This is a genomic window from Halorubrum sp. SD41 (assembly GCF_058630335.1).
In genome coordinates, this window is the sequence record NZ_JBZVGZ010000005.1 from 24,177 (window position 1) to 45,500 (window position 21,324).

Here is a 21,324-nt window from a genome sequence, read left to right on the forward strand (position 1 = left end):
GGCGCGGCGCGCGACCGCTTTCGCCCGTCGGAAACGGCGCCCTCGGCCGGATCAACCGGGTTTATACGAACGGAGGCGCGAAAGGACGTATGATACACGTCCGAAGAGTTACAACCGTCCGAGGTGGGCCGCCGTGAGCGGCGACGAGGAGCTGGCGAAGGACCTCGGCCCGCTCGCGGCCCTCACCATCGGGATCGGGACGATGATCGGCGCGGGCATCTTCGTCCTCCCCGGCACCGCGGTCGCCCGCGCCGGCCCGCTCGCGGCGTTCACGTTCGTCCTCGGCGGCGTGATCGCCCTGTTCACGGCGCTGTCGGCCTCCGAGCTCGGGACGGCGATGCCGAAGTCCGGCGGGGCGTACTTCTACGTCAACCGCGCGCTCGGCCCCATGTTCGGCTCCGTCGCGGGCTGGGCGAACTGGCTCGGACTCGCGTTCGCGTCCGCCTTCTACATGTACGGCTTCGGCGAGTACGTGAACGCGCTCGTCGGGCTCGGCCCGGTCGGGCTCGGTCCGGTGACGCTGGAGGCCGCACAGGTGATCGGCCTCGCGGGCGCGCTCCTCTTTATCGCGGTCAACTACTTCGGCGCCAAGGAGACGGGGGGGCTCCAGATCGTCATCGTGATGTCGCTTCTGGGCATCCTCGCCGTCTTCACCGTCGTCGGCCTGCTGAACGCCGAGATGTCGTCGCTGCGCCCGCTCGCGCCGCCGGGCACGACGAGTCAGGTGCTGCCGGTGACGGGGATCATCTTCGTCTCGTATCTCGGGTTCGTCCAGATCACCTCCGTCGCCGAGGAGATCAAAGACCCCGGGCGGAACCTCCCGCTCGCGGTGCTCGGCTCGGTGATCATCGTCACGGTCGTGTACGCGCTGTTCCTCCTCGTCCTCCTCGCCGCCGTGCCGAACGACCTCGTCGCGAACAACGAGACCGCGGTCGTCGACGCCGCCAGGCTCCTGTTCGGGCAGTACGAGGTGTTCGGCTACTCGCTGGGCGCCGTCGGCGCCGGCATGCTCCTGATCGGCGGACTGCTCGCGACCGCCTCCTCCGCGAACGCGTCGATCCTCTCCTCGTCGCGGATCAACTTCGCGATGGGCCGCGAGAAGATCGTCACCCCGTCGCTCAACCAGATCCACGAGCGGTTCGGCACGCCGTACAAGTCGATCGCGCTCACCGGCGCGCTCATCGTCGTGTTCCTCCTCGCCGGGAGCGTCGAGTCGCTGTCGACGATGGGCTCGGTGTTACACCTGGTGGTGTACGGCCTCCTCAACCTCGCGCTCATCGTGATGCGCGAGTCGGAGGTCGAGGGGTACGACCCGGACTTCGAGGTGCCGTTCTACCCGGCCGTCCCGATCATCGGCACCGTGTCGTCGTTCGCGCTGATCTACTACATCGACCCGACGATCATCCTGCTGTCCGCCGGGCTCGTCGTCTTCGCGCTGCTCTGGTACCTGCTGTACGCCCGCGGGAAGGTTGAGGCGCGCGGCGTGCTCGGGACGTGGATCCTCGACCGCTCCGAGGACCTGCCCGAGCCGGCCGTCTCGGCGGCGACCGCCGTCCAGCCGAGCGGCGACGACTACCGGGTGATGGTGCCGCTCGCGAACCCCAAGACCGAGGAGCACCTGATCACGCTCGCCTCGGCCATCGCCAAGCAGCGGGACGGGACCGTCGTCGCGGTCAACATCGCGAACGTCCCCGACCAGACCTCGCTTGAAGCGGCGCGCGACCGCGGCGCCCACGAGGCGGCCCACGGCCTCCTCGATCAGGCCCGCGAGGACGCCGAGACGTTCGGCGTCGACGTGGAGACGCACGTCGTCTTGTCGCACCGCGTGTTCGAGGAGGTGTTCGACGCCGCGCGCACCTACGGCGCCGACATGACCGTGATGGGCTGGGGCGAGGACTCCCACGGGGCGCCCGGGCGCGCCGAGTCCGCCGTCGACGAGCTGGCGTACTCGCTCCCCTCCGATTTCCTCGTGTTCCGCGACCGCGGCTTCGACGCCTCGCGGATTCTCGTGCCGACCGCGGGCGGTCCGGCATCGGACCTCTCCGGCGCCGTCGCGAAGATGCTCCAGGCGGAGTTCGACGGCGAGGTGACCCTGCTCCACGTCGCCGAGGACGGCGAGGAGGCGGGCCGCGCGTTCCTCTCCGAGTGGGCCGCGGACCACGACCTCTCGGACGCCACGCTGCGGATCGAGACCGGAGACGTCGAGGCCAGCATCGAGCGCGCCGCCCGCGACGCGACGATGCTCATCATCGGCGCGACGCAGAAGGGCCTGCTCTCGCGGCTGGTCCGCGGCTCGCTCGTGTTGGACGTGCTGGGCGAGGTGGAGTGCTCCGTGCTGCTCGCCGAGCCGAAGAGCGACCGCGGCCTCCTCGACCGCTTGTTCGGCAGCGGCGCGCGGTCGAACGACGTCACCGATACGACCGAGACGCCCGCCGACACCGGCGTCGAGCCGGAGCCGTCGACGCCCGAAATCGACGAGAGTTCGGAGTCGAGCGCTGGCGAAGCGCCGAAGTCCGACTGACGCGGCGGCGCTCTTTTTAAACGGTCGGGAGCGCAGCGGCGCGGAAGCCGGCCGAACCGTTCCGCGCTAGTCCCAGTGCCAGAAGTGGTTCCCGTCGTCCTCGACCGGATCGGTTCGCTCCCGGAGGTCGGCCACGTCCTCGGCGGTCGGCTCGTGGTCGTCGGGCAGCTTCTCCATGCAGTCGAAACAGAGGAAGAACTCCGAGCCGTCGGTGAGTTCGAGCGTGAGTCCCTGCGTCGACTCGAACGCGAAGTTCCACAGGTCGCCGATCCCGCCGGCGATCCGGACGGACCGCTCGCAGACGTCGCACGCCTCGGAGGCCATATGTGCGTCCTACTGGGTCCGCGGGGTAAGGCGTGTCGCCTCGATACGTTTACTGGTACGTCCGTCGTCCCTCGGTGAACGCCGCCAAAGTCCCAATCGTTCGCTTATAAATGACTGTCTATAGATCGACGGACGATACCTCCAAAGCCCCAGCCGGCGAGGCGGGCGCACGCTCGCTGTGCGCCTCACTCGGTCGCTATCGCTCCCTCGTTCGGTGCTTACGTCGCCTGCGCCCGCCTCGCCGGCTGCCACTTTGAGTCCCGCCCGACAGCTCCGATACCGCACCTCACGCCTCCCCAGCCTCGCCGCTCGCTCGGGGCTCCCTTCGGTCGCCCGCGTCGCTCGCGGCGTCCCTCGCGCGTGCTCCTCGCGGCCGCCGATGGCGGCCGCTCGCAGGCACGCGCCACCGCGGATCTATTTATAAGCGTTCGTCGGTCACCGTGATTCTACTTCGATCACGTGCGCGTCTTCGGGGTCGAACCCGACCGCGACCGCGCCGTCGATCGGGTCGACGACGCGGACGACGAGGTCGCGGTCCTCCCAGTCCAGCGTGACGCGCGTCGTCTCGCCGAGGAACTCCGCGCTGGCGACGGTCGCGCGCAGCGCGTTCCCGCGCGCGGAGGGCGCGGCGTCCCCTGAATTCCCGTCCGCGCCCGCGACGCGGAGGTTCTCCGGCCGGACGCAGAACGCGATCCGGTCGCCGGCGGTCGGCGAGTCGACGTCGCGCCCGTCGCCGACCCCCACGCGCAGGGTCGCGTCCCCGCCGTCGACGTCGACCGCGAGCTCCCCGTCGGCGGTGGCGTCGACCACCTCCCCGGTGAACACGTTGTTGTCGCCGACGAACTCGGCGACGAACCGGGTCGCGGGCTCGCGGTAGACGGTTCGTGGGGGCGCCACCTGCTCGGGCGTCCCGTCGTTCATCACCGCGACGCGGTCGGAGACGGCCAGCGCCTCCTCCTGGTCGTGGGTGACGTATATCGTGGTGATCCCGAGTTCCGACTGGATCTCCTTCACCTGCGCGCGAAGCCGCTCGCGGAGCCGCGCGTCGAGCGCGCTCATCGGCTCGTCCAAGAGGAGCACGTCGGGCCCGGGCGCGAGCGCCCGCGCCATCGCGATCCGCTGCTGTTGCCCGCCCGAGAGGCTCTCGGGGTCGCGGTCGGCCGCGTCGGGGAGGTCGACCAGTTCGAGCAGCTCCGCGACGCGCTCGTCGCGCGTCGTCCCCTCGGGCGGCTCGGCGAAGTTGAGCCCGTACGCGACGTTCTCGCCGACGGTCATATGGGGGAACAGCGCGTAGCTCTGGAAGACGACGCCCACGTCGCGGTCCTCGGGCGGGACGCCGGCCATCGACTCGCCGCCGAACCGGACCGCCCCGCTCGTCGGCTCCTCGAACCCCGCGATCAGCCGGAGCGTGGTCGTCTTCCCGCAGCCCGAGGGCCCGACGAGCGTGAAGAACTCCCCCTCGCGCACCCGGAGCGTCACGTCGTCGACGGCGGCCGTCTCGCCGTAGCGCTTCGTCACGCCGTCGAGTTCGACGGCGACTGAGTGGCCGTTTTCCGAACCCGCCGGCGGCTCAGAGCCCACGGTGCTCACCTCCCAGCCGCTCGATGACGACGAAGCTGAGGCCGGTGACGACCAGCAGGACGACGCCCATGGCGGTCGCCGGTCCGAGCCGCCGCCCGATGAAGCGTTCGATCGCGACGGGCATCGTGTACGCGTCGGCGCCGGTCGCCAGCACGACGGTCGAGGTGAACTCGCCGATCGACACCGCGAACGCGAACGCCGCGCCCGCGACGACGGCGGGCCAGACGAGGGGGAGCTCCACGTCGCGGACCACCCGCGCCCGCGAGGCGCCGAGCGCCCGCGCGGACTCGACGAGCGAGCGGTCCAGCCCGGCGAGCCCGGGCGACACGGTGCGCACGACGAACGGGTAGCCCGAGACCGCGTGCGCGACGACGATCGCGACCGCGCCGCTCGCGGCGATCCGCCACCCCGCGATCTCGACGCCGAAGACAAGCCCCCGAAGCAGGCCGAGGCCGACGATGATCCCGGACACCGCCAGCGGCGCCATCGCGGCCGCGTCGACCAGCGTCCGCCCGCGGTACCGCCGCGTGGTCAGCACCGCGACGACGACGCCCATCGGCAGCGCGAGCAGGGTCGCCCCCGTCGCGAAGACCAGCGAGTTCCGGATGGCGGGCCACGGCCGCACCTGGAACGCCGCCCCCGTCTGCTGGCGCTCGACGAGGAACCGGTAGTGGTCGAGCGTGAGCGCGCCGTCACCGCCCGTGACGCTCGCGAGGATCATCGACGCGATCGGCGCGAGGAAGATGATCCCCGCGACGGCGACGTAGGCGGCGAGCCCCGCCCGCGGCAGCAGCTCTCGGAGGGTGGGGGCCGGCGGGACCAGCGGGCGCCGCGACAGCGGGCGCGCGCCCCGCGTGTTCGTCGAGCTGCGGGCCTCGTACCGGAGGTACGCGAGGAGGACCCCGAGCGAGATCGCGAGCTCGACGATCGCCAGCGCGGCGGCCTCGGCGTAGCTCAGGTCGCGCACCAGCCGATAAATGAACACCTCCACGGTCGCGAGCTGGAACCCGCCGAGCGCTAAGACGATGGGGAACGTGCCGAAGGTGAACACGAAGGTGAGCGCCGCGCCCGTCAGCACCGCGGGGTACACCTGCGGCGCGACCACGTCGACGAACGCGCGGACCGGGCCGGCGCCGAGGCTCCGGGCCGTCTCGACCGCGCTCGCGTCCACCGACTCCCACGCCGCGGCCGTCACGCGCGCCACGAGCGGCGCGTTGTAGAACGCGTGGGCGATCACCACCGCTTCGAGGGTGAAGAGCAGGTCGACCGGCGGGAGCCCGATCGCGGTCAGCGCGGCGTTCAGGGTGCCGTTGTCGCCGAACGTGGCGACGAACCCGACCGCGACCATGATCGACGGGAGGACGAACGGGACGATGGTGAGCGAACGCAGCGTCCGCCGGCCGGGGAACTCGAAGCGCGCGAGCAGGTAGGCGGCCGGGAGCCCGAGGGCGACGCTCGCGAGCGTCGAGAGGACCGCCTGGTACGCGGTGAAGCCGACGATCCCCAGCCGGCGGTCCGGAGAGAGCAGCGAGCGCGCGACCGCGGCCGGCGATTCGCCCGACAGCAGCCGCGCGAGTTCGCCGAAGTAGAACGGGTCGGTGAGGACCTCGGCGAAGACCGCGAGGGTGACGGCGCCGTCGACGACGACCGCCTCGATCAGGACGGTCGCAGTCGGGTAGTAGAAGGCGACGACGAGCGCGGCGCTGGTGAGGAGCGCGAGCGCGGTCAGCGCGTGCGACTCGACGCCCTCGCGGAGGCGGGTCAGCCGGTCCGCACGCCGGCCGTCGTCGGTCGCCCGGTCGTCGTCACCGGTCGCACGCCCGCCGTCGACTCCCGTCACGCGCTCGGTTCCTCGTCGGCCACGCGGTTAGTTCCCGGCGAACTGCCGCTCCCAGGCCTCGACCCACGCGTCGACCGAGCCCTGAAGCTCGTCGTAGGTGAACGTCACCGGATCGGCCGGCTCCTTCGCCAGCTCGGCGTAGTCGCTCGGCAGCTCGGCGCCGTTCGTCGCCGGGAACGCGACGTTGCGCCGGGCGATCTGGCCCTGAACCGCCGGCTCCAGCATGAACGACATGAACTCCCGGGCGAGGTCGGGTTCGTCCGCCTCGGCGAAGACCGCCATCCCCTCGGGGTTCGCGTACGCCTGGTCGTTCAGGAAGCGGATCTGGTGTTCGTCGAGGTCCTGCCCCTCCATGTCGGCGAACACCTGGTCGGTGGAGTAGGAGACGACCATCGGCGCCTCTCCCTCGCTCCACGCCGCGTACGCGTCGTCCCACGAGCCGAGGACGCGCACCTCGTTCTCCTGGAGGTCCGCCCAGTAGTCGAGGTAGTCGTAGTCGGGGTCGCCGTCCTCGCCCGCGATCGCCTCGCCGTCGCCGTCGCTCGCGACGCCGCCGTCGCCGAAGCGGTTGACCGTGTGGAGGAGGAACGCGCGCCCGGTCGAGGAGGCGCCGGGGTTCTGCGCGATGAGCGCGCCCCTGTGCTCCTCGTCGAGCAGCCCCTCGAACGTCTCCGGGGCCTCCGTCGCGGTGCCGTCGTACACGAGGCTGATGTACCCGGTGTCGTACGGGACCGCGCGGTCGAACGGGTCGAACCGGAGCCCCTCCTTCACCGCGTCGCGCCCGTCGACGTCGCCCGCCTCGACGAAGAGGTCGCCGTCGAGCTCGTCGTCGACGCGCACGAGGTCCTCCGTGGTGAGCCCCACGTAGAGGTCGGCGTCGATCGACGCGCCGGACGCGGCGCGCTCGATGTAGTAGTTCACCTCGTTGCTCGGGGTCGCCCACTCCAGCTCGGCGTCGACGCGGCTCTCGAACTCCTCTTTGAGCCACTCGCCGGGGCTCACGGAGGGCGCGTCGATGAAGCTCGTGTACGTCGCGACCGTCAGCGTCGGCGTCTCGCCGTCGCTTCCGTCCTCACCGTCGTCGGTGTCGTTTCCGTTGGCCGCACCGTCCCCCTCGCTCTCGGAGCCGTCGCTCCCGGAGCCGTCGCCCCCGTCGCCGACGCGCTCGGCGCTACAGCCGGCGAGCGCGACGGCTCCCGCCGTCCCGGCCGCCGTCAGGAACCGTCGTCGGGTGCGTGACCGGGCGCGTCGCTGCCGCGTCTCGCTCTCGTCGGTAGTCATCACTCGGTTGTTGTACTCGGTGGTTACATAAGGGATCCGTCCGCGCCGTCCGCTTCACCTCCGGGCGGCGGGGACGAGGGGCGTCGCCGCTCGGACCGGCGACATCCATTTATCCGGAGGCGACCACCCCGATCCATGGACGAGCACACCGGAGCGCGGTCGACGCGGACGACGCGGCGGCGGCTGCTCGCCGGCGGCGCGGCGGTCGGGGTCGCCGGCCTCGCGGGCTGTCTCGGCGGGCGCGACGGGCCGGTGCCGGCCCCCGAGGTGACGAGCGACCGGATCGAGGACTGGCGGCAGACCGACGAGTCCGAGGGTACCGTGTTCGAGCGGTCGTACGGCCCCGTCACGGTTCGGGCGCTCGAACGCACGCGGATCTTCGAGTACGCGCCCGTCGCGGACGCGCTCGCCGAGACGGTCGACGCGTCGGGGTCGCCCGTCGTCTTCTTCGCGACGCGGATCGACCTCCGGCCCGCGATCGACGGGCTCCCGGCCGGCGTCGGCCGGGATCGGGTGATGAGCGAGGTGGAGACGGCGGCGGTCGACGCCTTCCGCGCGCAGCTCCGGAACGCCGGCATCGAGAACGTCGAGGTCGCCGAGGAGATGACCACTACCGTGCGCTCCGGCCACACCGCGACCGCGTGGCGACTGACGGGCGAGTACGCGCTCGACGGTGAGATTCCGCTCCCGACCGGGTCGACCGCGGAGATCGACCGCCCGCTCGAGATCGAGGCCCGGCTCGGCGTCTGGCACGACGGGACCGACGTCATCGTCGCCGGCGGCGCGTACCCGACCGAGCCGCTCCTCGAGGTCTTCGACGACGCGCTACCCGACTCGATCGACGCCGAGAGCGCGGTGACGCGGCTCGCCGACGCCGAGACCGCCGAGGCGCTCGCGACCGACCCCGCCGTCTACGACGAGGACGTCTCGCAGCTGCTCATATCGGTGGAGTAAGCGGGTCGAGGCTCCGGAATCACCGAGTTCCGTCGAAACTCTATCATTTATAAATACGGTGTGGTGGCGCGTGCCTCCGAGTGGCCGCCGAAGGCGGCCGCGAGGAGCACGCGCGAGGGAGTCGGCCGACCGGAGGGAGGCCGACGAGGCTGGGGAGGCGTGAGGCTGCGGTCCCGCGAGCGACCGGAGGGAGCGAGCGGGAGCACGGAGGTCGCAGCCCGCGCAGCGAGCGAAGCGAGCGAGCAGGACCGTCTTCCGGCGGTGCGGTCGCGGTCGGGTGGGACTCAAAGGGGCAGTCGCGAGGACGCCGTAGGCGACGTAAGCACCGCAGCGAAGGAGCGGTAGCGACTGAGCGAGGAGCGCAGCGAGCGTACGGCGTCCTCGCGACTGGGGCTTTGGCGGTGGTCGCCGTTGATCAGCGGCCACCCACGTACAGCCGAGCGATGGGGCTTTGGCGGTGGTCGCCGTCGATCAAGTCTCAGCTATTTATAAACGAGCGACTGAGCCTTCGGAGACGTTCGCCGCGCAACCCTCCGTTTCGTCTCGAACCGACCTGTTTAATCGGCGTCCCCGACTCTCGTTCCGTATGAGCGACTTCCCCGAGTTCGAGGTGATCCCCGCCGTCGACGTGCAGGACGGCGAGGTCGTCCAGTTGGTCGGCGGCGAGCGCGGGACGGGCAAGCGCTACGGCGACCCGGTCGCGGCCGCCGAGCGGTGGATCGAGGCGGGCGCCGGCACGCTCCACCTCGTCGACCTCGACGGCGCGTTCGAGGGCGAGCGCGTCAACGCGGCGGCGATCGAGTCGGTCGTCGAGAGCGTTCCGGACGCGGTCGGCCTCCAACTGGGGGGCGGCATCCGCACGGCAGAGGGCGCGCGCGACCTCCTCGAGTTGGGCCTCGACCGCGTCATCCTCGGTACCGCGGCGGTCGAGACGCCCGAGATCGTCGCCGAGATCGACGAGACGCACCCCGGGAGCGTCGTCGTCAGCCTCGACGCGAAGGACGGCGAGGTCGTGGTGTCGGGGTGGACCGAGGGGACCGGGCTCGACCCGGCCGAGGCCGCGGCGCGCTACGAAGAGCTGGGCGCCGGCGCGATCCTCTTTACGAACGTCGACGTGGAAGGGCAGTTAGAGGGGATCGACCGCGAGGCGGTCGCGAGCGTCGTCGAGGCCGTGGACATACCCGTCATCGCCTCCGGCGGCGTGGCGAGCGTCGAGGACGTTGTCGATTTAAAAGAGGCCGGCGCGGCCGCGGTCGTCGTCGGCACCGCGCTGTACGAGGGCGAGTTCACGCTCCGAGAGGCGCAGAAGGCCGCGGACGAGGTTTAAAAACGGAGCGCGGGGTCGTCGTCGATCGCTTATAAATAACTGACTTCGGATCATCGGCGAACACCTCCAAAGCCCCAGCCGGGAGGGCGGCGCACGCTCGCTGCGGTCCTCACTCGGTCACTCACTGCGTTCGCTCCCTCATTGCGGTCCTTACGTCGCCTGCGCCGCCCTCCCGGCTGCCCCTTTGAGTCCCGCCCCGCACGGCACCGCAGCCTCGCGCCTCCCCAGCCTCGCGGCTCCCTCCGCTTCGCTCCGGTCGCCGCGTCCCTCGCGCGGTGCTCCTCGCGGCCGCCGAGGGCGGCCACTCGGAGGCACGCGCCACCGCACCGCCTATTTATGAATGTTGTAAGGCTAAAACCTCGCCCTTCAGGGCGGGGATACAGCCGAAAACTCCTACACAACCCACCGTCGATGGCACTGCCGGATATTCCACGCCGTAGCCGTTATTTTTAAAATACTGATACTCATAAGCATTTATGAACACAGTCTGATGCTGGAAACCACCCGAACATATCGAGCGAAAATCGTCAATCACCAACAGGTGAGTGACGACCTCGATGACTGCGGGCACTCAGCATCGAAACTGTGGAACGTCGCACGCTACCACATCCAACAAGAATGGGACGACATCGGCGAGATTCCGTCCGAAGCCGACCTCAAGCGCGAATTAAAAGACCACGAACGATACAGTGACCTACATTCTCAGTCAAGTCAGCGAGTTCTAGAAGAGCTTGCTGAGTCGTTCAACGGCTGGTTCAAAAAACGCAAGAACGGCGACACAGACGCGAATCCACCAGGATACCGGAAGCGAGGCGACAATCACCCACGCTCCACCGTGACGTGGAAGCAAAACGGCATCAAGCACGACTCCAAGCACAACCAACTCCGTCTGAGCAAGGGTTTCAACCTGAAGAACCACCGCTCTGACTTCATCCTCGCAGAGTACGAAACACGCCCAGACGTGGCCGTGGAGAACATCCAACAGGTTCGAGCCGTGTGGAACGGCGATCATTGGGAACTTCACCTCGTCTGTAAAGTCGAAATTCCCGTGGATGATGCTCCCGGGGACAACACCGCTGGAATCGACCTCGGCATCAAGAATTACCTCACCATCGCTTACGACAACGGTGACGCCGAGTTGTATCCGGGGAACGTGCTCAAGCAAGACAAGCACTACTTCACCCGCGACGAGTACGACACAGAGGGCGAGAACGGCCCGTCAAATCGTGCGCTTCGCGCCCGGCAGAAACTCTCGCGTCGGAAAGACCACTTCCTGCACTCGCTCGCCAAGCACGTTGTAGAGCGGTGTATCGGCCACGAAGTCGGTCGTATTGCCATCGGTGACTTGAGCGAGATCCGTGAAGACGAGAACGGAGAGTCACGGAACTGGGGTCGAAGCGGGAACAAGAAACTCCACGGGTGGGAGTTCGACCGCTTCACGACGCTCTTGGAGTACAAAGCAGAGGAACACGGAATCCTTGTTGACCGTGTTTCCGAGAGAGATACGTCGAAGACGTGTTCGTGCTGTGGCCGGAAGCTTGGTTCAAACCGTGTGGAGCGCGGCCTGTACGTCTGTGAGTCGTGCGGTGTGACGTTGAACGCGGACGTGAATGGTGCGGTGAATATTCGCAGAAAGATAACTCAGAATCCCCCATCGGTGGATATGAGTAACGGTCGTTTGGCACGGCCAGCAGTTCGCTTGTTCAATCAAACCTCGGGGCGTTTCGCACCGAGCGAACAGGCGGGTTGCGAACCGTAATATCCCAACGCTCGGGAATCCTCGCCCTTCAGGGCGGGGAGGATGTCAAAAGTACACTCTGAACTCCTCAATCACATCAGCTCCTCTCTCGCGGACTCGAACGCCCTCACACCCGCAACCGACTTACGAATCCCCCGCGACGGGCCCGTATGAGCGAGCACGACCGGACCGCGGCCGTCACCCGCGAGACGAGCGAGACGACGATCGAACTCACCCTCGCGGTCGACGGCGACGGGGAGAGCGAGGTCTCGACGGGGATCGGCTTCTACGACCACATGCTCGAATCGTTCGCCAAGCACGGCCTCTTCGACCTGACGGTCCGCTGTGACGGCGACCTCGCGATCGACGACCACCACACGGTCGAGGACGTTGCGATCTGCCTCGGCGAGGCGTTCGACGAGGCGCTCGGCGACAAGCGCGGCATCCGGCGGTACGCCGACCGACGGGTCCCCCTCGACGAGGCGGTCGCGAGCGTCGTCGTCGACGTCGCCGGGCGCCCGTACTACGACTTCTCCGGCGACTTCTCCCAGGAGTCGGTCGGGGAGTTCACCAGCGCCATGGCCGACCACTTCGCGATGTCTCTGGCCCACAACGCCGGCCTCACGCTCCACGCGGCGGTCGAGACGGGCGACAACGCCCACCACGAGGTCGAGGCGCTGTTCAAGGCCCTGGCCCGCGCGCTCGACGACGCCACCCGCCTCGACGAGCGCCGCAGCGACACGCCCAGCACGAAGGGGGAGCTCTGAGGCGGCGGCCGCGCCCGCGGCGCGCGCTCTCCCCGTCACTCGGGCGCGGCGAACTCGTTGTACTCCCCGTGGTGGTAGACGAGTTCGCCCTCGTCTTCCAGCGCGTGGAGGAGGTCGAACACCTCGCTGTACTCGCGGTCGCGGTCGTACTCGACCGCGAGCCGCTGGACGACGACCCCCGGCGTCACCGCCGCGGCCTCGTGTTCCTCGACGATCCGGACGGCGAGCCGCCTGAGTTCCTCCGTCTCCGAGTCCATCTCGTGACGCCGTTCGGCCGCCCCCGGCAAAACGGTCCGGGCCCGCTCGCACCCCGGGCTCCGCCGACCACTTATCCCACTGCGAACCGTTCGCACGCTCGTATGGAACTCGACTGCGAGGGCTGCGCCGGCTGCTGCGTCGACTGGCGCCCGCTCGATCCGGCCGCGGCGGGCTCGGACCGCACCGGCCCGCGCCCCCCGCTCGACGACGCCTACGACCTCGTTCCCCTCACCCGCGACGAGGTCGCGCGGTTCGTCGACGACGGCCTCGGCGACGCCTTGGTCCCCCGACTCTTCGAGCCCGCCGAGCGCGACGACAGCGTCCGGATCGACGGGACCGACCTCGCCGCGGTCGACGGCCGGCCCGTCTTCGTCGTCGGCCTCCGGAACCCGCCGAAGCCGGTCGCGCCGATCGGGACCGACGAGCCGCGCTGGCTCGACGCCTGCGCCTTCCTCGACCCGACGACGCTCCAGTGCCGGATCCACGGGGCCGACCGCTACCCGCGCACCTGCTCGACGTACCCCGGCCACAACCTCGACCTCGGCGCCGAGACGGAGTGCGAGCGCGTCGAGGCCGCCGGCGGCGGCGACCGCCTCCTCGACGACGAGCCGCCGGACGACCTCCCGGCGCCGCCGTTCGGCCCGCAGGCGCTCGGCGCGACCGTGTTCGCCTACCCGGACCCGGACGACCTCGACGGCGTCGTCGCCCGACTCCGCGACGGGGAGGGGACCGCCGACGACCGCGCGCGCTTCGCCGGCGCCGCCGTCGGCTCTCGCCCGGGGTCGCTGTCGGTGACCCGCGAGCGCATGGCCGAAGCCCGAGAACGCGCCCGCGAGGCCGACTCGTGGGTCGGCGAAGCGATCGCGGCGTGGACCGAGCGCGCCGGCGAGAACGGTGACCGCGTCGCGCTCGACGCCGACGCCCGCGACCGACTCGTCCGCGACCTCGAAGACGACGCGGGCGCGCCCGGCACGCCGGGTTGGGGGGAGTGAGCCTCTCGCCCCTAGTTCCCGCCGCGAAGCCGCCGGACGTCCGGTCGCCAGACGCCCTGCCGCCGGTCGAGCCACGCGACGACGATGACGTGCGGGAGCGTCATGGCAGCGATGGCGACCAGCGACACGGCGAGCAGGTCGCCCGGCGCCGCCACGCCGGCGGGCACCGAGAGGCCGACCGCGCCCACGACGAGGAACCCGCCGAGCGTGAGCGGCGCGGCGTCGCGGCCGAAGCGGGCGAGCGCCCCGACGGCGTCGCCGGCCGACGCCGCGCTCGCGGCCTCGGGGTCGACGAGGACGAGCCGCCCGACGTGGCGGAGCGCGTGCCACAGCGCGAAGTACACGCCGATCGCGAACACCGGCGCCGCGAGCAGGAACCACGCCCACAGCACCGCGAGCTCGCCGACGTCGCGGCGCCAGCCGCCCGGGTCACGCCGCGATCCGTCCGCGTCGCGCCCGTCCCGGACCCGGCGGTAGCCCAAGGCGACCGACGCCAGCGTCGCCGTCGCCATCCCGACGCCGACGCCGATCCGGACCGAAGGCGCGAACAGGGGGTCGACCGCGGTCGCGGCCGCGCCGGCGTCGACGAGGAACAGCCCGACGACCCACTCGGCGACCAGCCGGTACTCCTCGGGGTGCGCGAGGAGGGGAACGCCCATCGGGAGGCCGCCGCGGACGACGAGCGCCAGCCACCGCTCCCCGGAGGTTGGCAGGTGGTCGACGCCGGCGATCGCGAGCGTCGCCACGTCGCCCTGTCCCCAGTGGAGCCACGTGAGCGCGATGAACCCGACGAACGCGGCGACGGGCGCGGCGAAGAACGCGGCGGCGACCGCGCCGCCGAGGACCGCGTAGACGACCGAGACGACTGCGATCGACCGCCGGAGCGACACGCCCGGCGCGCCCCGGAGGGGAACGAGATGGTCCACCGCGCCGTGGGCCATCCCGACGGCGAGGGTGCCGAGCGCGAACGTCGCGACGCCGAGTTCGACCGGAAACAGGGGGGTCACGGCGCCCACCGGCAGTAGCGCGGCCAGCGCCAACGCCGGGCGCCGCGCGAACCAGCGGTCGACGCGCTCGGCCGCGGCGTCGGTTCCGGTCCCGGCTCGCTCGCTCGGTGACGTCACCCCGGCGTCGCGCTCGCGAGCCTCGGCCGGAGGGGCGTCGGCCGCGCCCGTCGACGCCGATGACGCCTCAGTCATCGACCACGTCTGGGTCCGGGTCGGCCGGCGGCTCCGGGCCGGGGACGTCGCGCTCGGTCCCGCCCGACGGCGACGGCCCAGCGACCGACCCCCGGCGGTCGTTCCAGTCGAGCACCCACTCGAACAAGACGAGGCCGTTGATCGTCATCACTCCCGCGGCGACGAAGAACAGCATCTCCTCTATCGGAAGTCCGAGGACCGTGATCCCGCTCGTCAGCTCCGGCGACAGGTACCAGGTCCCCATCCCGATCGCGATCCGGTCGGCGACCCAGAAGTACGCTGCCGGGACCAGCGTCGCCGTGACCCACAGCCGAGGCGTGCGCGCGAGGTACCCCCCGCCCACGCTCCACTGGAGCGCGAGGACCGGCCCGACCCACGCGATCAGCCCGCCGAGGTACAGGAACGAGGGGTCGAGCCGAACGAGTCCCAGCCCGACCGGCACCATCGCGAGGCCGACGAGGACCCCGGCGGCCCGCGGCGCGCGGTCGAAGTCTCCCTCCCGGAACGTCGGGTCGAAGCCGATCCGGTGGAGCGCGAGCGCGACGACGACCGTCTGTACCGTGAAAAAGAGGTACTCCCCCAGCGGGATCGACAGCGCCCGCGCGACGACGGCGCCGTCGGCGTACCCCCACGCCCCCCGTCGGATCATGTAGCTGATCCACGGCGTGGTGTAGGCGTACGCGATAGCGACGAGGATCGCGATCCCGCCGACCGCCCGGCGCTGGCGCTTCGGCTCGTACCGCGGGGCGACGTACCACAGCAGCGCCAGGACGGGGAGACTGAAGACGAGATGAAACTGGAGATACGTCAGCGTCGGTAGCATCGGACCACCCCAACGAGGACGCTCATGCCCATGTGTACTCCCTATTTCTGTTTAACCCTTCAGCCGAACGTGGTCAGGTATCCCCGGCCCGAACCGGTTCGGGGGTCACGCTTCGGCCGCGAGCACGCCGTGCGACTCCAACACCTTCCCGAGCCGGTACATGGAGGCGACGACCGAGTCGCAGACCGGCCGCACCGCGGACTTGGGGACGAACCCGACGGCGAGCCCCGCGACCTCCAGCATCGGCAGGTCGTTCGCGCCGTCGCCGACCGCCACCGTCTCCGCCATCGGCACGCCCACCTCGGCCGCGAGGTCGGCCAGCGCGTCGTCCTTCGTCCCCTCGATGAGCGGCCCCTCGGCCTCGCCGGTGAGCGCGCCGTCCGCGTCGGTCGGCAGCCGGTTCGCGACGATCGTGTCGACCGAGACCCCCTCGCGGGCGAGCGCCGCCTCGACGCCGCGCTCGAACCCGCCGGTGAGCACGGCGACGTGGTGGCCCTCCTCCCGCAGGCGCTCGATGAGGCGCGCGGCGCCGGGCCGGATCCGGACCGCGTCGAACGCGTCCTCGACTTCCGTCGCCCCGAGCTCCTCTAGCAGCGCCGCGCGCCGGTAGAGGCTCTCGGCGTAGCCGATCTCGTCGTTCATCGCCCGCTCGGTGATCTCGGCGACCTCGTCGGTGACGCCGGCCCGCTCCGCGAGCAGCACCGTCATCTCGGAGTCGGAGAGCGTCCCGTCGAAGTCGAACGCGATGAGGCTCATGGCGTCCGTTCGTCGCGGCGGGGCCTTGAAGCGCGCGGTCGACCGCGAGCGCTACTGCCGACCGGACGCCCCCGCTTACAGCCGCTCGCCGCGGTACTCGAAGTAGGTGACTTCCTCGGCACACCAGGAACAGCCGCACTCGCTATAGTAGCCGCTCCGCCCGGTGAGCCGGTCGGGGTGGGTGATCTCGATACCGCGCTGGAACCGCTCCGCGAGCTCGTGGTAGCGGTCACACTCCTCCCAGAACGACGCCGCGGCGGCCATCACGTGCGATCACGAGAAACTCGTATTTGAACGTTTCTCCCGAATCGGCCCGCTCTCCCCCGTTGCGACCCTTTCTCACGCCGCTTCCGTCACTCGCCGTCCGCGTCGGCGAGGAACTCCACGTCGCCGGCGATCACCGCGCTCGCGATGACCCCGACCCCGACGACGGTCGCGACTCCGAGGGTGGTCAGCGTCACCGAGACCGCGGACCCGCCGATCGCGACGCCGACGAACGCCCCGACGGCCCCGCCGACGCCGCCGGCGATCACCGCCAGGGTCTGTGCCTCGCGCATAGGTGTCGCTTCAGTAACACGGTTTATAAGCGTTCCCGCCGGGTTCTCTCCGGTGATAACGCCGCGAGCGCCGGCCGAATCCGTCCGGCCCCGTTTCAGCGCGGATAGCTCCGGCCGAGGTCGACGCCGCCGGAATCGTCGTCGTCCGCGCCGTCGACGTCGTCGTCCGCCTCGTCGGAGCCGCCTTCCTCGCCGCCGCCCGTCCCGTCGGAGCCGCCTTCCTCGCCGCCGCCCGGGCTCACGCTCCCGGTCCGGTAGCCCGCCATGTCGAGGGTGACGTACTCGAAGCCGAGGTCGGTGAGGTGCTCGTGGACGGCGTCGGCGAAGTCGGGGTCGAGCGCGCGCTCTAACTCGTCCGGCGCGATCTCGACGCGGGCGAGGCCGTCGTGGTCGCGCACGCGGAACCCCTCGAATCCCCACTCGCGGAGCACCCGTTCGGCCTTCTCGACGCGGGTCAACCGCTCCTCGGTCACCTCCAGGCCGGTCGGGATCCGTGAGGAGAGACACGCCATCGAGGGCTTGTCGGCCACGGAGAGGTCGTACGAGTCGGCGATCGCGCGGACCTCCTCCTTCGAGATCCCGGCGTCGAGCAGCGGCGAGAACACGTCGAGCTCCTCGACCGCGCGGAGCCCGGGCCGGTGTCCCTCGCCCGGGTCGTCCGCGTTCGTCCCGTCGCAGACGGTGTCGATGCCGAGCTCCGTGGCCGTCTCGTACATCTTTCCGAGCCGCATCGTCCGGCAGTGGTAACAGCGGTCGCCGTCGTTGGCGACGAAGTTCGGGTCGTCGAGCTCCGAGAACGTCACCGTCTCGTGGTCGATTCCGATCTCGTCGGCGACGCGCTTCGCGTCGTCGAGCTCCGCCGCGGGGAGCGTCTCGCTGCGGGCGGTGCACGCCACGGCGTCGTCGCCGAGCGCGTCCCGCGCCAGCGCGGCCACTACCGCGGAGTCGACGCCGCCCGAGAACGCGACGAGGACCCCGTCGCGCTCGCCGAGCGCGTCGCGGGCGCTCGCCGCCTTCGCCGCCGTCTCGGGTGCGAGCGACCCGTCGTCGGCCGCTCGCGCGTTCCGGCTCATGGCCGGCGTTCGCGGCGAGCGCGAAAAAGCCCGTCGCACGCGGAACCGGTCTCGGCCCGCCATCGGACCGTCACCCCCGTCCCGCGCCATCGACCCGCACGCTTTAGACCGTTGCCGCGATACCGGCGGGTAGATGGAGCTGGAGGCGATCCCCGGCGTCGGCGCCAAGACGGCCGCGGCCTTACGCGAGCTCGACGACCCGGCCGCGACCGTCGAGTCCGGCGACGTGGCCGCCATCGCCCGCGCGCCGGGCGTCAACGAGGCACGCGCGGCCCGCATCGCGCGCGGGGCGATCCGCCGCCGCCACGACGACGACGGGCGCGTGCTGGCCACCGACCGCGCCCGCGAGCTGTACCGCGAGGCGATCGACCTGCTGCGCGAGCGCACGGTCACCGACTACGCGGCGAAGCGGCTGGAGACGTTCTACCCGAGCGCGTCCGCCTCGCGGATCGAGGAGGCGCAGGCGTTCGCGGCCGACGCGACGGCGCGCGACCCCGACCCGGCGGTCCGCGAGGCGCTCGCGGACTGCGCGCCCCTGTCGGACCCCCCGACCGTCCGCGTCCGCGACCGCTGCCTCGCGACCGCCGACGCCGAGACGCTCGCGCGCGCCGAGGCCGAGGTGCCCGAGCTCTCCGTCGAGACCGTCGAGGACGCGCGCGACGTCTCCGAGCTCGGCCGGTCGTACGCCTCCGTCATCGTCTTAGACGAGTCGTTCGCTGGGCTCGACGTCGAGGGCGACGTGAGCGTGCGGCCGGACGCGCTCGAAAATCCCGCCGAAACCGTCCCCGAACGGCTGCTCGCGTTCTTCGCCGAGAACCGCGAGCGGCTGGAGGCGGCCGCGGCGGTCCACGAGGCGGCCGCGGCGGCCGGGAAGCCGGTCTCGGGCGGAGGCTCTGGCCCCGACCCCCCGGTCGACCTCGACCGCCTGCGCGACGCGCTCTCGCGGCTCGACGACGACGGCACCATCGCCGGCGACGCGGAGCTGGACCGGCTCACCGCCGCCGTCGACGACCTTGACGCCGCGGTGTCGACGGCGGCCTCGGTCGCCGACGACCGCCTGCGCGAGGCGATCCGCGAGCGCGACGTCACCATCGAGGGGACCGACTTCCTCTCCCTCGTCGAGCAGGGCGCCCGCGTCGACTCCCTCTTGGACCGCGAGCTGGCCGACGAGTACGACGCGGCGGTCGACGCCGCCCGCGAACACCTCGCCGACGCGCTCCGCTTGAAGCCCGAGGAGGCGGAGCTGGCCGAGCGCGTCTTCGGCGGCGACCCCTCCTTCCCGGTCGACCACGACGAGAGCGCCGTCTCCCGGCTCCGCACCGAGCTCTCCGCGGCCCGCGACCGCCGCGCGGCGAAGCTGAAGGCCGACCTCGCGAGCGACCTCGGCGACCTCCGCGAGCCGGTCGAGGACCTCGTGCGCGACGCGCTCGAACTCGACGTCGAACTCGCGATTTCGCGGTTCGCACGCGACTTCGACTGCGTCATGCCCGAGGTGGTCGGGCCGGAGGAGGCCGACGCCGAGGCCGGCGGCGACGCGGTCGCGGGCTTCCGCATCGAGGGCGGCCGCTCCCCGCTGCTCGACGTCGACTTCGCGGCCGTCGAGCCGGTCGACTACGCCGTCTCGGGCGCGACGCTGCTGTCGGGGGTCAACTCCGGCGGCAAGACCTCCACGCTCGACCTGGTCGCCCTGGTCGTCGTCCTCGCGCAGATGGGCATGCCCGTGCCCGCCGAGTCGGCGACCGTCGAGCGGTTCGAGGAGGTCCACTACTACGCGAAGTCGCAGGGGACCCTCGACGCGGGCGCGTTCGAGGCGACGCTCCGGGACTTCGGCGACCTCGTCGACGGCGCGGACGGCCGGCTCGTCCTCGTCGACGAGCTGGAGTCGATCACCGAGCCGGGCGCCTCCGCGAAGATCATCGCGGGCATCCTGGAGGCGCTCGACGACCAGGACGCCACCGCCGTCTTCGTCTCCCATTTGGCCCGCGAGATCCGTGACGCCGCGGACTTCGCGGTCGCGGTCGACGGGATCGAGGCCGCGGGGCTCGTCGACGGCGAGCTCCGGGTGAACCGCTCGCCGAAGAAAGGGCACCTCGCGCGGTCGACGCCGGAACTCATCGTCGAGAAGCTCGCGGACGACCGCGGCGGCGAGTTCTACGGCGACCTGTTGGAGAAGTTCTGAGGGGTGGCTCGTCGGCGCCGACCCTACTCGCCGTCGTCGTCGGTTCGGTCGGCTCAGTCGCCCTCGGATCGGTCGGCTCAGTCGCCGTCGAGCTCCGCGGTGACCGTGATCTCGACGTCGAGCGGCGCGGGGAGCCGAGACACCTCGACGCAGGTTCTCGCCGGGTACGGCTCCGAGATGAACGCCCGGTACGCCTCGTTGACCGCGTCGTAGTCGTCCATGTCCGTGAGGTAGACGGTCGCCGACACGATCGCGTCCGGGGTCGTCCCGGCCGCCTCCAGGATCGCGGCGACGTTTTCGAGCGTCTGCGTCGTCTGTTCGGCGACCGACTCGGGGGCCTCGCCGGTGTCGGGGTCCACGCCCGTCTTCCCCGAGACGCGGACCGTGTCGCCGGAGACGATCCCCTGCGAGTACGGACCGAGGGCCTCCGGCACGTCGTCCGTCGTGATTTCTCGCATTGCTCGGAGGACGACGCGCCGCGGTATCAAGATGCGGGTCGCGGGGGTCACCCCGACCGCTCCGGACGCTCTTCGCCCCGCCGACATATTCATACAGGCTCGGTCGGAATCGAGCCGTATGCCAGCCGTGTCCCCGTTCGGCGTCCTCCTCTTCGCGGCGCAGGTCGGCGTCGGCGCTCAGGTGTCTCGCTCGCTTTCGACCACCGGCCGCGCTCGTCGCGCCGCGGTCGGGCTCGCCGTGGCGGTGCTCGGACTGCTGGTCCTGTTCCGCTTCGGCGTCATCGCGACGGTCGCCGTCGATCTGGTCGCGCTCCTCGTCGTTGCGAGCGTCATCGGATCGTCCGGTCGTCGCCCGACTGCGGGGTGACCTTTATAAGGTAGACCGTGGTGTCGCTGTCGGCTATTTATAAACGACCGACGCTGCTAGGGTGCCGATATCCAAAGCCCAGTCGCTCGTTTATAAATAGCTGCTAGCAAGCCCACGGACGACGCCTCCAAAGCCCCAGCCGCGAGGGCTCGGTGCGGTCGCTGCGGTCCTCGTCGGTCGCTGCCGCTCCCTCCCTGCGGTACTTGCGTCGCCTATGTCGGCCTCGCGGCTGCCCCTTTGAGTCCCACCCGCACCGCTCCGCACCTCACTCCTCCCCAGCCTCGCCGCTCACGCTTCGCGGCTGCGCCGCTCGCGTTCGCGGCGTCCCT

The 21,324-nt window shown here is 70.9% G+C and carries 20 protein-coding genes; 8 read left to right on the forward strand and 12 right to left on the reverse strand.

The features are described from left to right. Positions 1-133 precede the first annotated feature (133 nt). Positions 134-2,521 carry an amino acid permease gene (locus AC4NMM_RS03010; RefSeq protein WP_096394287.1) on the forward strand — a complete coding sequence of 796 codons (2,388 nt, stop codon included), beginning with the start codon at positions 134-136 and terminating at the stop codon, positions 2,519-2,521. A 66-nt stretch (positions 2,522-2,587) separates the two neighbouring features. Here the strand turns inward: AC4NMM_RS03010 and AC4NMM_RS03015 are convergent, their stop codons facing one another. The 4 genes from AC4NMM_RS03015 to AC4NMM_RS03030 all read right to left on the reverse strand — a co-directional run bounded on the left by AC4NMM_RS03015 (position 2,588) and on the right by AC4NMM_RS03030 (position 7,547). After that, positions 2,588-2,845 (reverse strand): DUF7561 family protein, encoded by a 258-nt coding sequence (locus AC4NMM_RS03015; RefSeq protein WP_096394288.1) that lies wholly within the window; start codon positions 2,843-2,845, stop codon positions 2,588-2,590. A 435-nt stretch (positions 2,846-3,280) separates the two neighbouring features. After that, entirely contained in the window at positions 3,281-4,426 is a 1,146-nt protein-coding gene (locus tag AC4NMM_RS03020; protein WP_491923493.1) for an ABC transporter ATP-binding protein, read from the reverse strand. Then, positions 4,416-6,266, reverse strand: coding sequence for an ABC transporter permease (locus tag AC4NMM_RS03025; RefSeq protein WP_491923494.1), 1,851 nt, complete (start codon positions 6,264-6,266; stop codon positions 4,416-4,418). Before AC4NMM_RS03025 ends, AC4NMM_RS03020 begins: the two co-directional genes overlap by 11 nt. A gap of 27 nt (positions 6,267-6,293) precedes the next feature. After that, a complete protein-coding gene (locus AC4NMM_RS03030; RefSeq protein WP_491923495.1) occupies positions 6,294-7,547 on the reverse strand; it encodes a thiamine ABC transporter substrate-binding protein in 1,254 nt (417 codons plus the stop codon). 135 nt (positions 7,548-7,682) lie between these two features. On the opposite strand from AC4NMM_RS03030, the gene AC4NMM_RS03035 reads away from it, so the two are divergent. The 4 genes from AC4NMM_RS03035 to hisB all read left to right on the forward strand — a co-directional run bounded on the left by AC4NMM_RS03035 (position 7,683) and on the right by hisB (position 12,333). Further along, on the forward strand, positions 7,683-8,501 hold the full coding sequence (locus tag AC4NMM_RS03035; protein WP_491923496.1) for a DUF6517 family protein: 819 nt from the start codon (positions 7,683-7,685) through the stop codon (positions 8,499-8,501). Positions 8,502-9,087: 586 nt separating this feature from the next. Beyond that, a complete protein-coding gene (gene hisA, locus AC4NMM_RS03040; protein WP_491923497.1) occupies positions 9,088-9,828 on the forward strand; it encodes a 1-(5-phosphoribosyl)-5-[(5-phosphoribosylamino)methylideneamino]imidazole-4-carboxamide isomerase in 741 nt (246 codons plus the stop codon). Between the two features lie 490 nt (positions 9,829-10,318). Beyond that, positions 10,319-11,587 carry an RNA-guided endonuclease InsQ/TnpB family protein gene (locus AC4NMM_RS03045; RefSeq protein WP_491923498.1) on the forward strand — a complete coding sequence of 423 codons (1,269 nt, stop codon included), beginning with the start codon at positions 10,319-10,321 and terminating at the stop codon, positions 11,585-11,587. A 149-nt stretch (positions 11,588-11,736) separates the two neighbouring features. Then, on the forward strand, positions 11,737-12,333 hold the full coding sequence (gene hisB / locus AC4NMM_RS03050) for an imidazoleglycerol-phosphate dehydratase HisB (protein WP_491923499.1): 597 nt from the start codon (positions 11,737-11,739) through the stop codon (positions 12,331-12,333). 35 nt (positions 12,334-12,368) lie between these two features. Here the strand turns inward: hisB and AC4NMM_RS03055 are convergent, their stop codons facing one another. Next, positions 12,369-12,590, reverse strand: coding sequence for a hypothetical protein (locus AC4NMM_RS03055; protein WP_096394295.1), 222 nt, complete (start codon positions 12,588-12,590; stop codon positions 12,369-12,371). Positions 12,591-12,692: 102 nt separating this feature from the next. Between AC4NMM_RS03055 and AC4NMM_RS03060 the strand changes: the two genes are divergently transcribed. After that, complete coding sequence (locus tag AC4NMM_RS03060; protein WP_491923500.1) at positions 12,693-13,583, forward strand: YkgJ family cysteine cluster protein; 891 nt, start codon at positions 12,693-12,695, stop codon at positions 13,581-13,583. Between the two features lie 11 nt (positions 13,584-13,594). Here the strand turns inward: AC4NMM_RS03060 and AC4NMM_RS03065 are convergent, their stop codons facing one another. From AC4NMM_RS03065 to larE, 6 genes are all read right to left on the reverse strand, one after another. Continuing rightward, positions 13,595-14,782: a Brp/Blh family beta-carotene 15,15'-dioxygenase gene (locus AC4NMM_RS03065; RefSeq protein WP_491923501.1), complete on the reverse strand. Its 1,188-nt coding sequence runs from the start codon at positions 14,780-14,782 to the stop codon at positions 13,595-13,597. Beyond that, positions 14,775-15,605 carry a lycopene cyclase domain-containing protein gene (locus tag AC4NMM_RS03070; RefSeq protein WP_096394298.1) on the reverse strand — a complete coding sequence of 277 codons (831 nt, stop codon included), beginning with the start codon at positions 15,603-15,605 and terminating at the stop codon, positions 14,775-14,777. The genes AC4NMM_RS03065 and AC4NMM_RS03070 overlap by 8 nt, the downstream gene beginning before the upstream one ends. Positions 15,606-15,710: 105 nt before the next feature. Then, on the reverse strand, positions 15,711-16,361 hold the full coding sequence (serB, locus tag AC4NMM_RS03075) for a phosphoserine phosphatase SerB (protein ID WP_096394299.1): 651 nt from the start codon (positions 16,359-16,361) through the stop codon (positions 15,711-15,713). A 75-nt stretch (positions 16,362-16,436) separates the two neighbouring features. Next, positions 16,437-16,625 carry a hypothetical protein gene (locus tag AC4NMM_RS03080; RefSeq protein WP_096394300.1) on the reverse strand — a complete coding sequence of 63 codons (189 nt, stop codon included), beginning with the start codon at positions 16,623-16,625 and terminating at the stop codon, positions 16,437-16,439. A gap of 89 nt (positions 16,626-16,714) precedes the next feature. Then, entirely contained in the window at positions 16,715-16,918 is a 204-nt protein-coding gene (locus AC4NMM_RS03085) for a hypothetical protein (protein WP_096394301.1), read from the reverse strand. Positions 16,919-17,013: 95 nt separating this feature from the next. Then, on the reverse strand, positions 17,014-17,991 hold the full coding sequence (larE, locus tag AC4NMM_RS03090; RefSeq protein WP_491923502.1) for an ATP-dependent sacrificial sulfur transferase LarE: 978 nt from the start codon (positions 17,989-17,991) through the stop codon (positions 17,014-17,016). Positions 17,992-18,124: 133 nt separating this feature from the next. Between larE and AC4NMM_RS03095 the strand changes: the two genes are divergently transcribed. Beyond that, entirely contained in the window at positions 18,125-20,170 is a 2,046-nt protein-coding gene (locus AC4NMM_RS03095) for a MutS-related protein (RefSeq protein ID WP_491923503.1), read from the forward strand. A 77-nt stretch (positions 20,171-20,247) separates the two neighbouring features. On the opposite strand, the gene AC4NMM_RS03100 is transcribed toward AC4NMM_RS03095, so the two are convergent. Next, positions 20,248-20,628, reverse strand: coding sequence for a RidA family protein (locus AC4NMM_RS03100; RefSeq protein ID WP_491923504.1), 381 nt, complete (start codon positions 20,626-20,628; stop codon positions 20,248-20,250). Positions 20,629-20,746: 118 nt separating this feature from the next. Here AC4NMM_RS03100 and AC4NMM_RS03105 point away from each other — a divergent pair, with 118 nt between their 5' ends. Next, entirely contained in the window at positions 20,747-20,995 is a 249-nt protein-coding gene (locus tag AC4NMM_RS03105; RefSeq protein ID WP_096394305.1) for a hypothetical protein, read from the forward strand. Positions 20,996-21,324: the final 329 nt, after the last annotated feature.

Excerpts from the sequence above, each read along its gene's own strand:
- AC4NMM_RS03015 (WP_096394288.1), bottom strand. The coding sequence starts at position 2,845 with ATGGCCTCCGAGGCGTGCGACGTCTGCGAGCGGTCCGTCCGGATCGCC.
- AC4NMM_RS03030 (WP_491923495.1), bottom strand. The coding sequence starts at position 7,547 with ATGACTACCGACGAGAGCGAGACGCGGCAGCGACGCGCCCGGTCACGC.
- AC4NMM_RS03035 (WP_491923496.1), top strand. The coding sequence starts at position 7,683 with ATGGACGAGCACACCGGAGCGCGGTCGACGCGGACGACGCGGCGGCGG.
- hisA (WP_491923497.1), top strand. The coding sequence starts at position 9,088 with ATGAGCGACTTCCCCGAGTTCGAGGTGATCCCCGCCGTCGACGTGCAG.
- AC4NMM_RS03045 (WP_491923498.1), top strand. The coding sequence starts at position 10,319 with ATGCTGGAAACCACCCGAACATATCGAGCGAAAATCGTCAATCACCAA.
- hisB (WP_491923499.1), top strand. The coding sequence starts at position 11,737 with ATGAGCGAGCACGACCGGACCGCGGCCGTCACCCGCGAGACGAGCGAG.
- AC4NMM_RS03055 (WP_096394295.1), bottom strand. The coding sequence starts at position 12,590 with ATGGACTCGGAGACGGAGGAACTCAGGCGGCTCGCCGTCCGGATCGTC.
- AC4NMM_RS03060 (WP_491923500.1), top strand. The coding sequence starts at position 12,693 with ATGGAACTCGACTGCGAGGGCTGCGCCGGCTGCTGCGTCGACTGGCGC.
- AC4NMM_RS03065 (WP_491923501.1), bottom strand. The coding sequence starts at position 14,782 with ATGACTGAGGCGTCATCGGCGTCGACGGGCGCGGCCGACGCCCCTCCG.
- AC4NMM_RS03070 (WP_096394298.1), bottom strand. The coding sequence starts at position 15,605 with ATGCTACCGACGCTGACGTATCTCCAGTTTCATCTCGTCTTCAGTCTC.
- serB (WP_096394299.1), bottom strand. The coding sequence starts at position 16,361 with ATGAGCCTCATCGCGTTCGACTTCGACGGGACGCTCTCCGACTCCGAG.
- AC4NMM_RS03080 (WP_096394300.1), bottom strand. The coding sequence starts at position 16,625 with ATGGCCGCCGCGGCGTCGTTCTGGGAGGAGTGTGACCGCTACCACGAG.
- AC4NMM_RS03085 (WP_096394301.1), bottom strand. The coding sequence starts at position 16,918 with ATGCGCGAGGCACAGACCCTGGCGGTGATCGCCGGCGGCGTCGGCGGG.
- larE (WP_491923502.1), bottom strand. The coding sequence starts at position 17,991 with ATGAGCCGGAACGCGCGAGCGGCCGACGACGGGTCGCTCGCACCCGAG.
- AC4NMM_RS03095 (WP_491923503.1), top strand. The coding sequence starts at position 18,125 with ATGGAGCTGGAGGCGATCCCCGGCGTCGGCGCCAAGACGGCCGCGGCC.
- AC4NMM_RS03100 (WP_491923504.1), bottom strand. The coding sequence starts at position 20,628 with ATGCGAGAAATCACGACGGACGACGTGCCGGAGGCCCTCGGTCCGTAC.
- AC4NMM_RS03105 (WP_096394305.1), top strand. The coding sequence starts at position 20,747 with ATGCCAGCCGTGTCCCCGTTCGGCGTCCTCCTCTTCGCGGCGCAGGTC.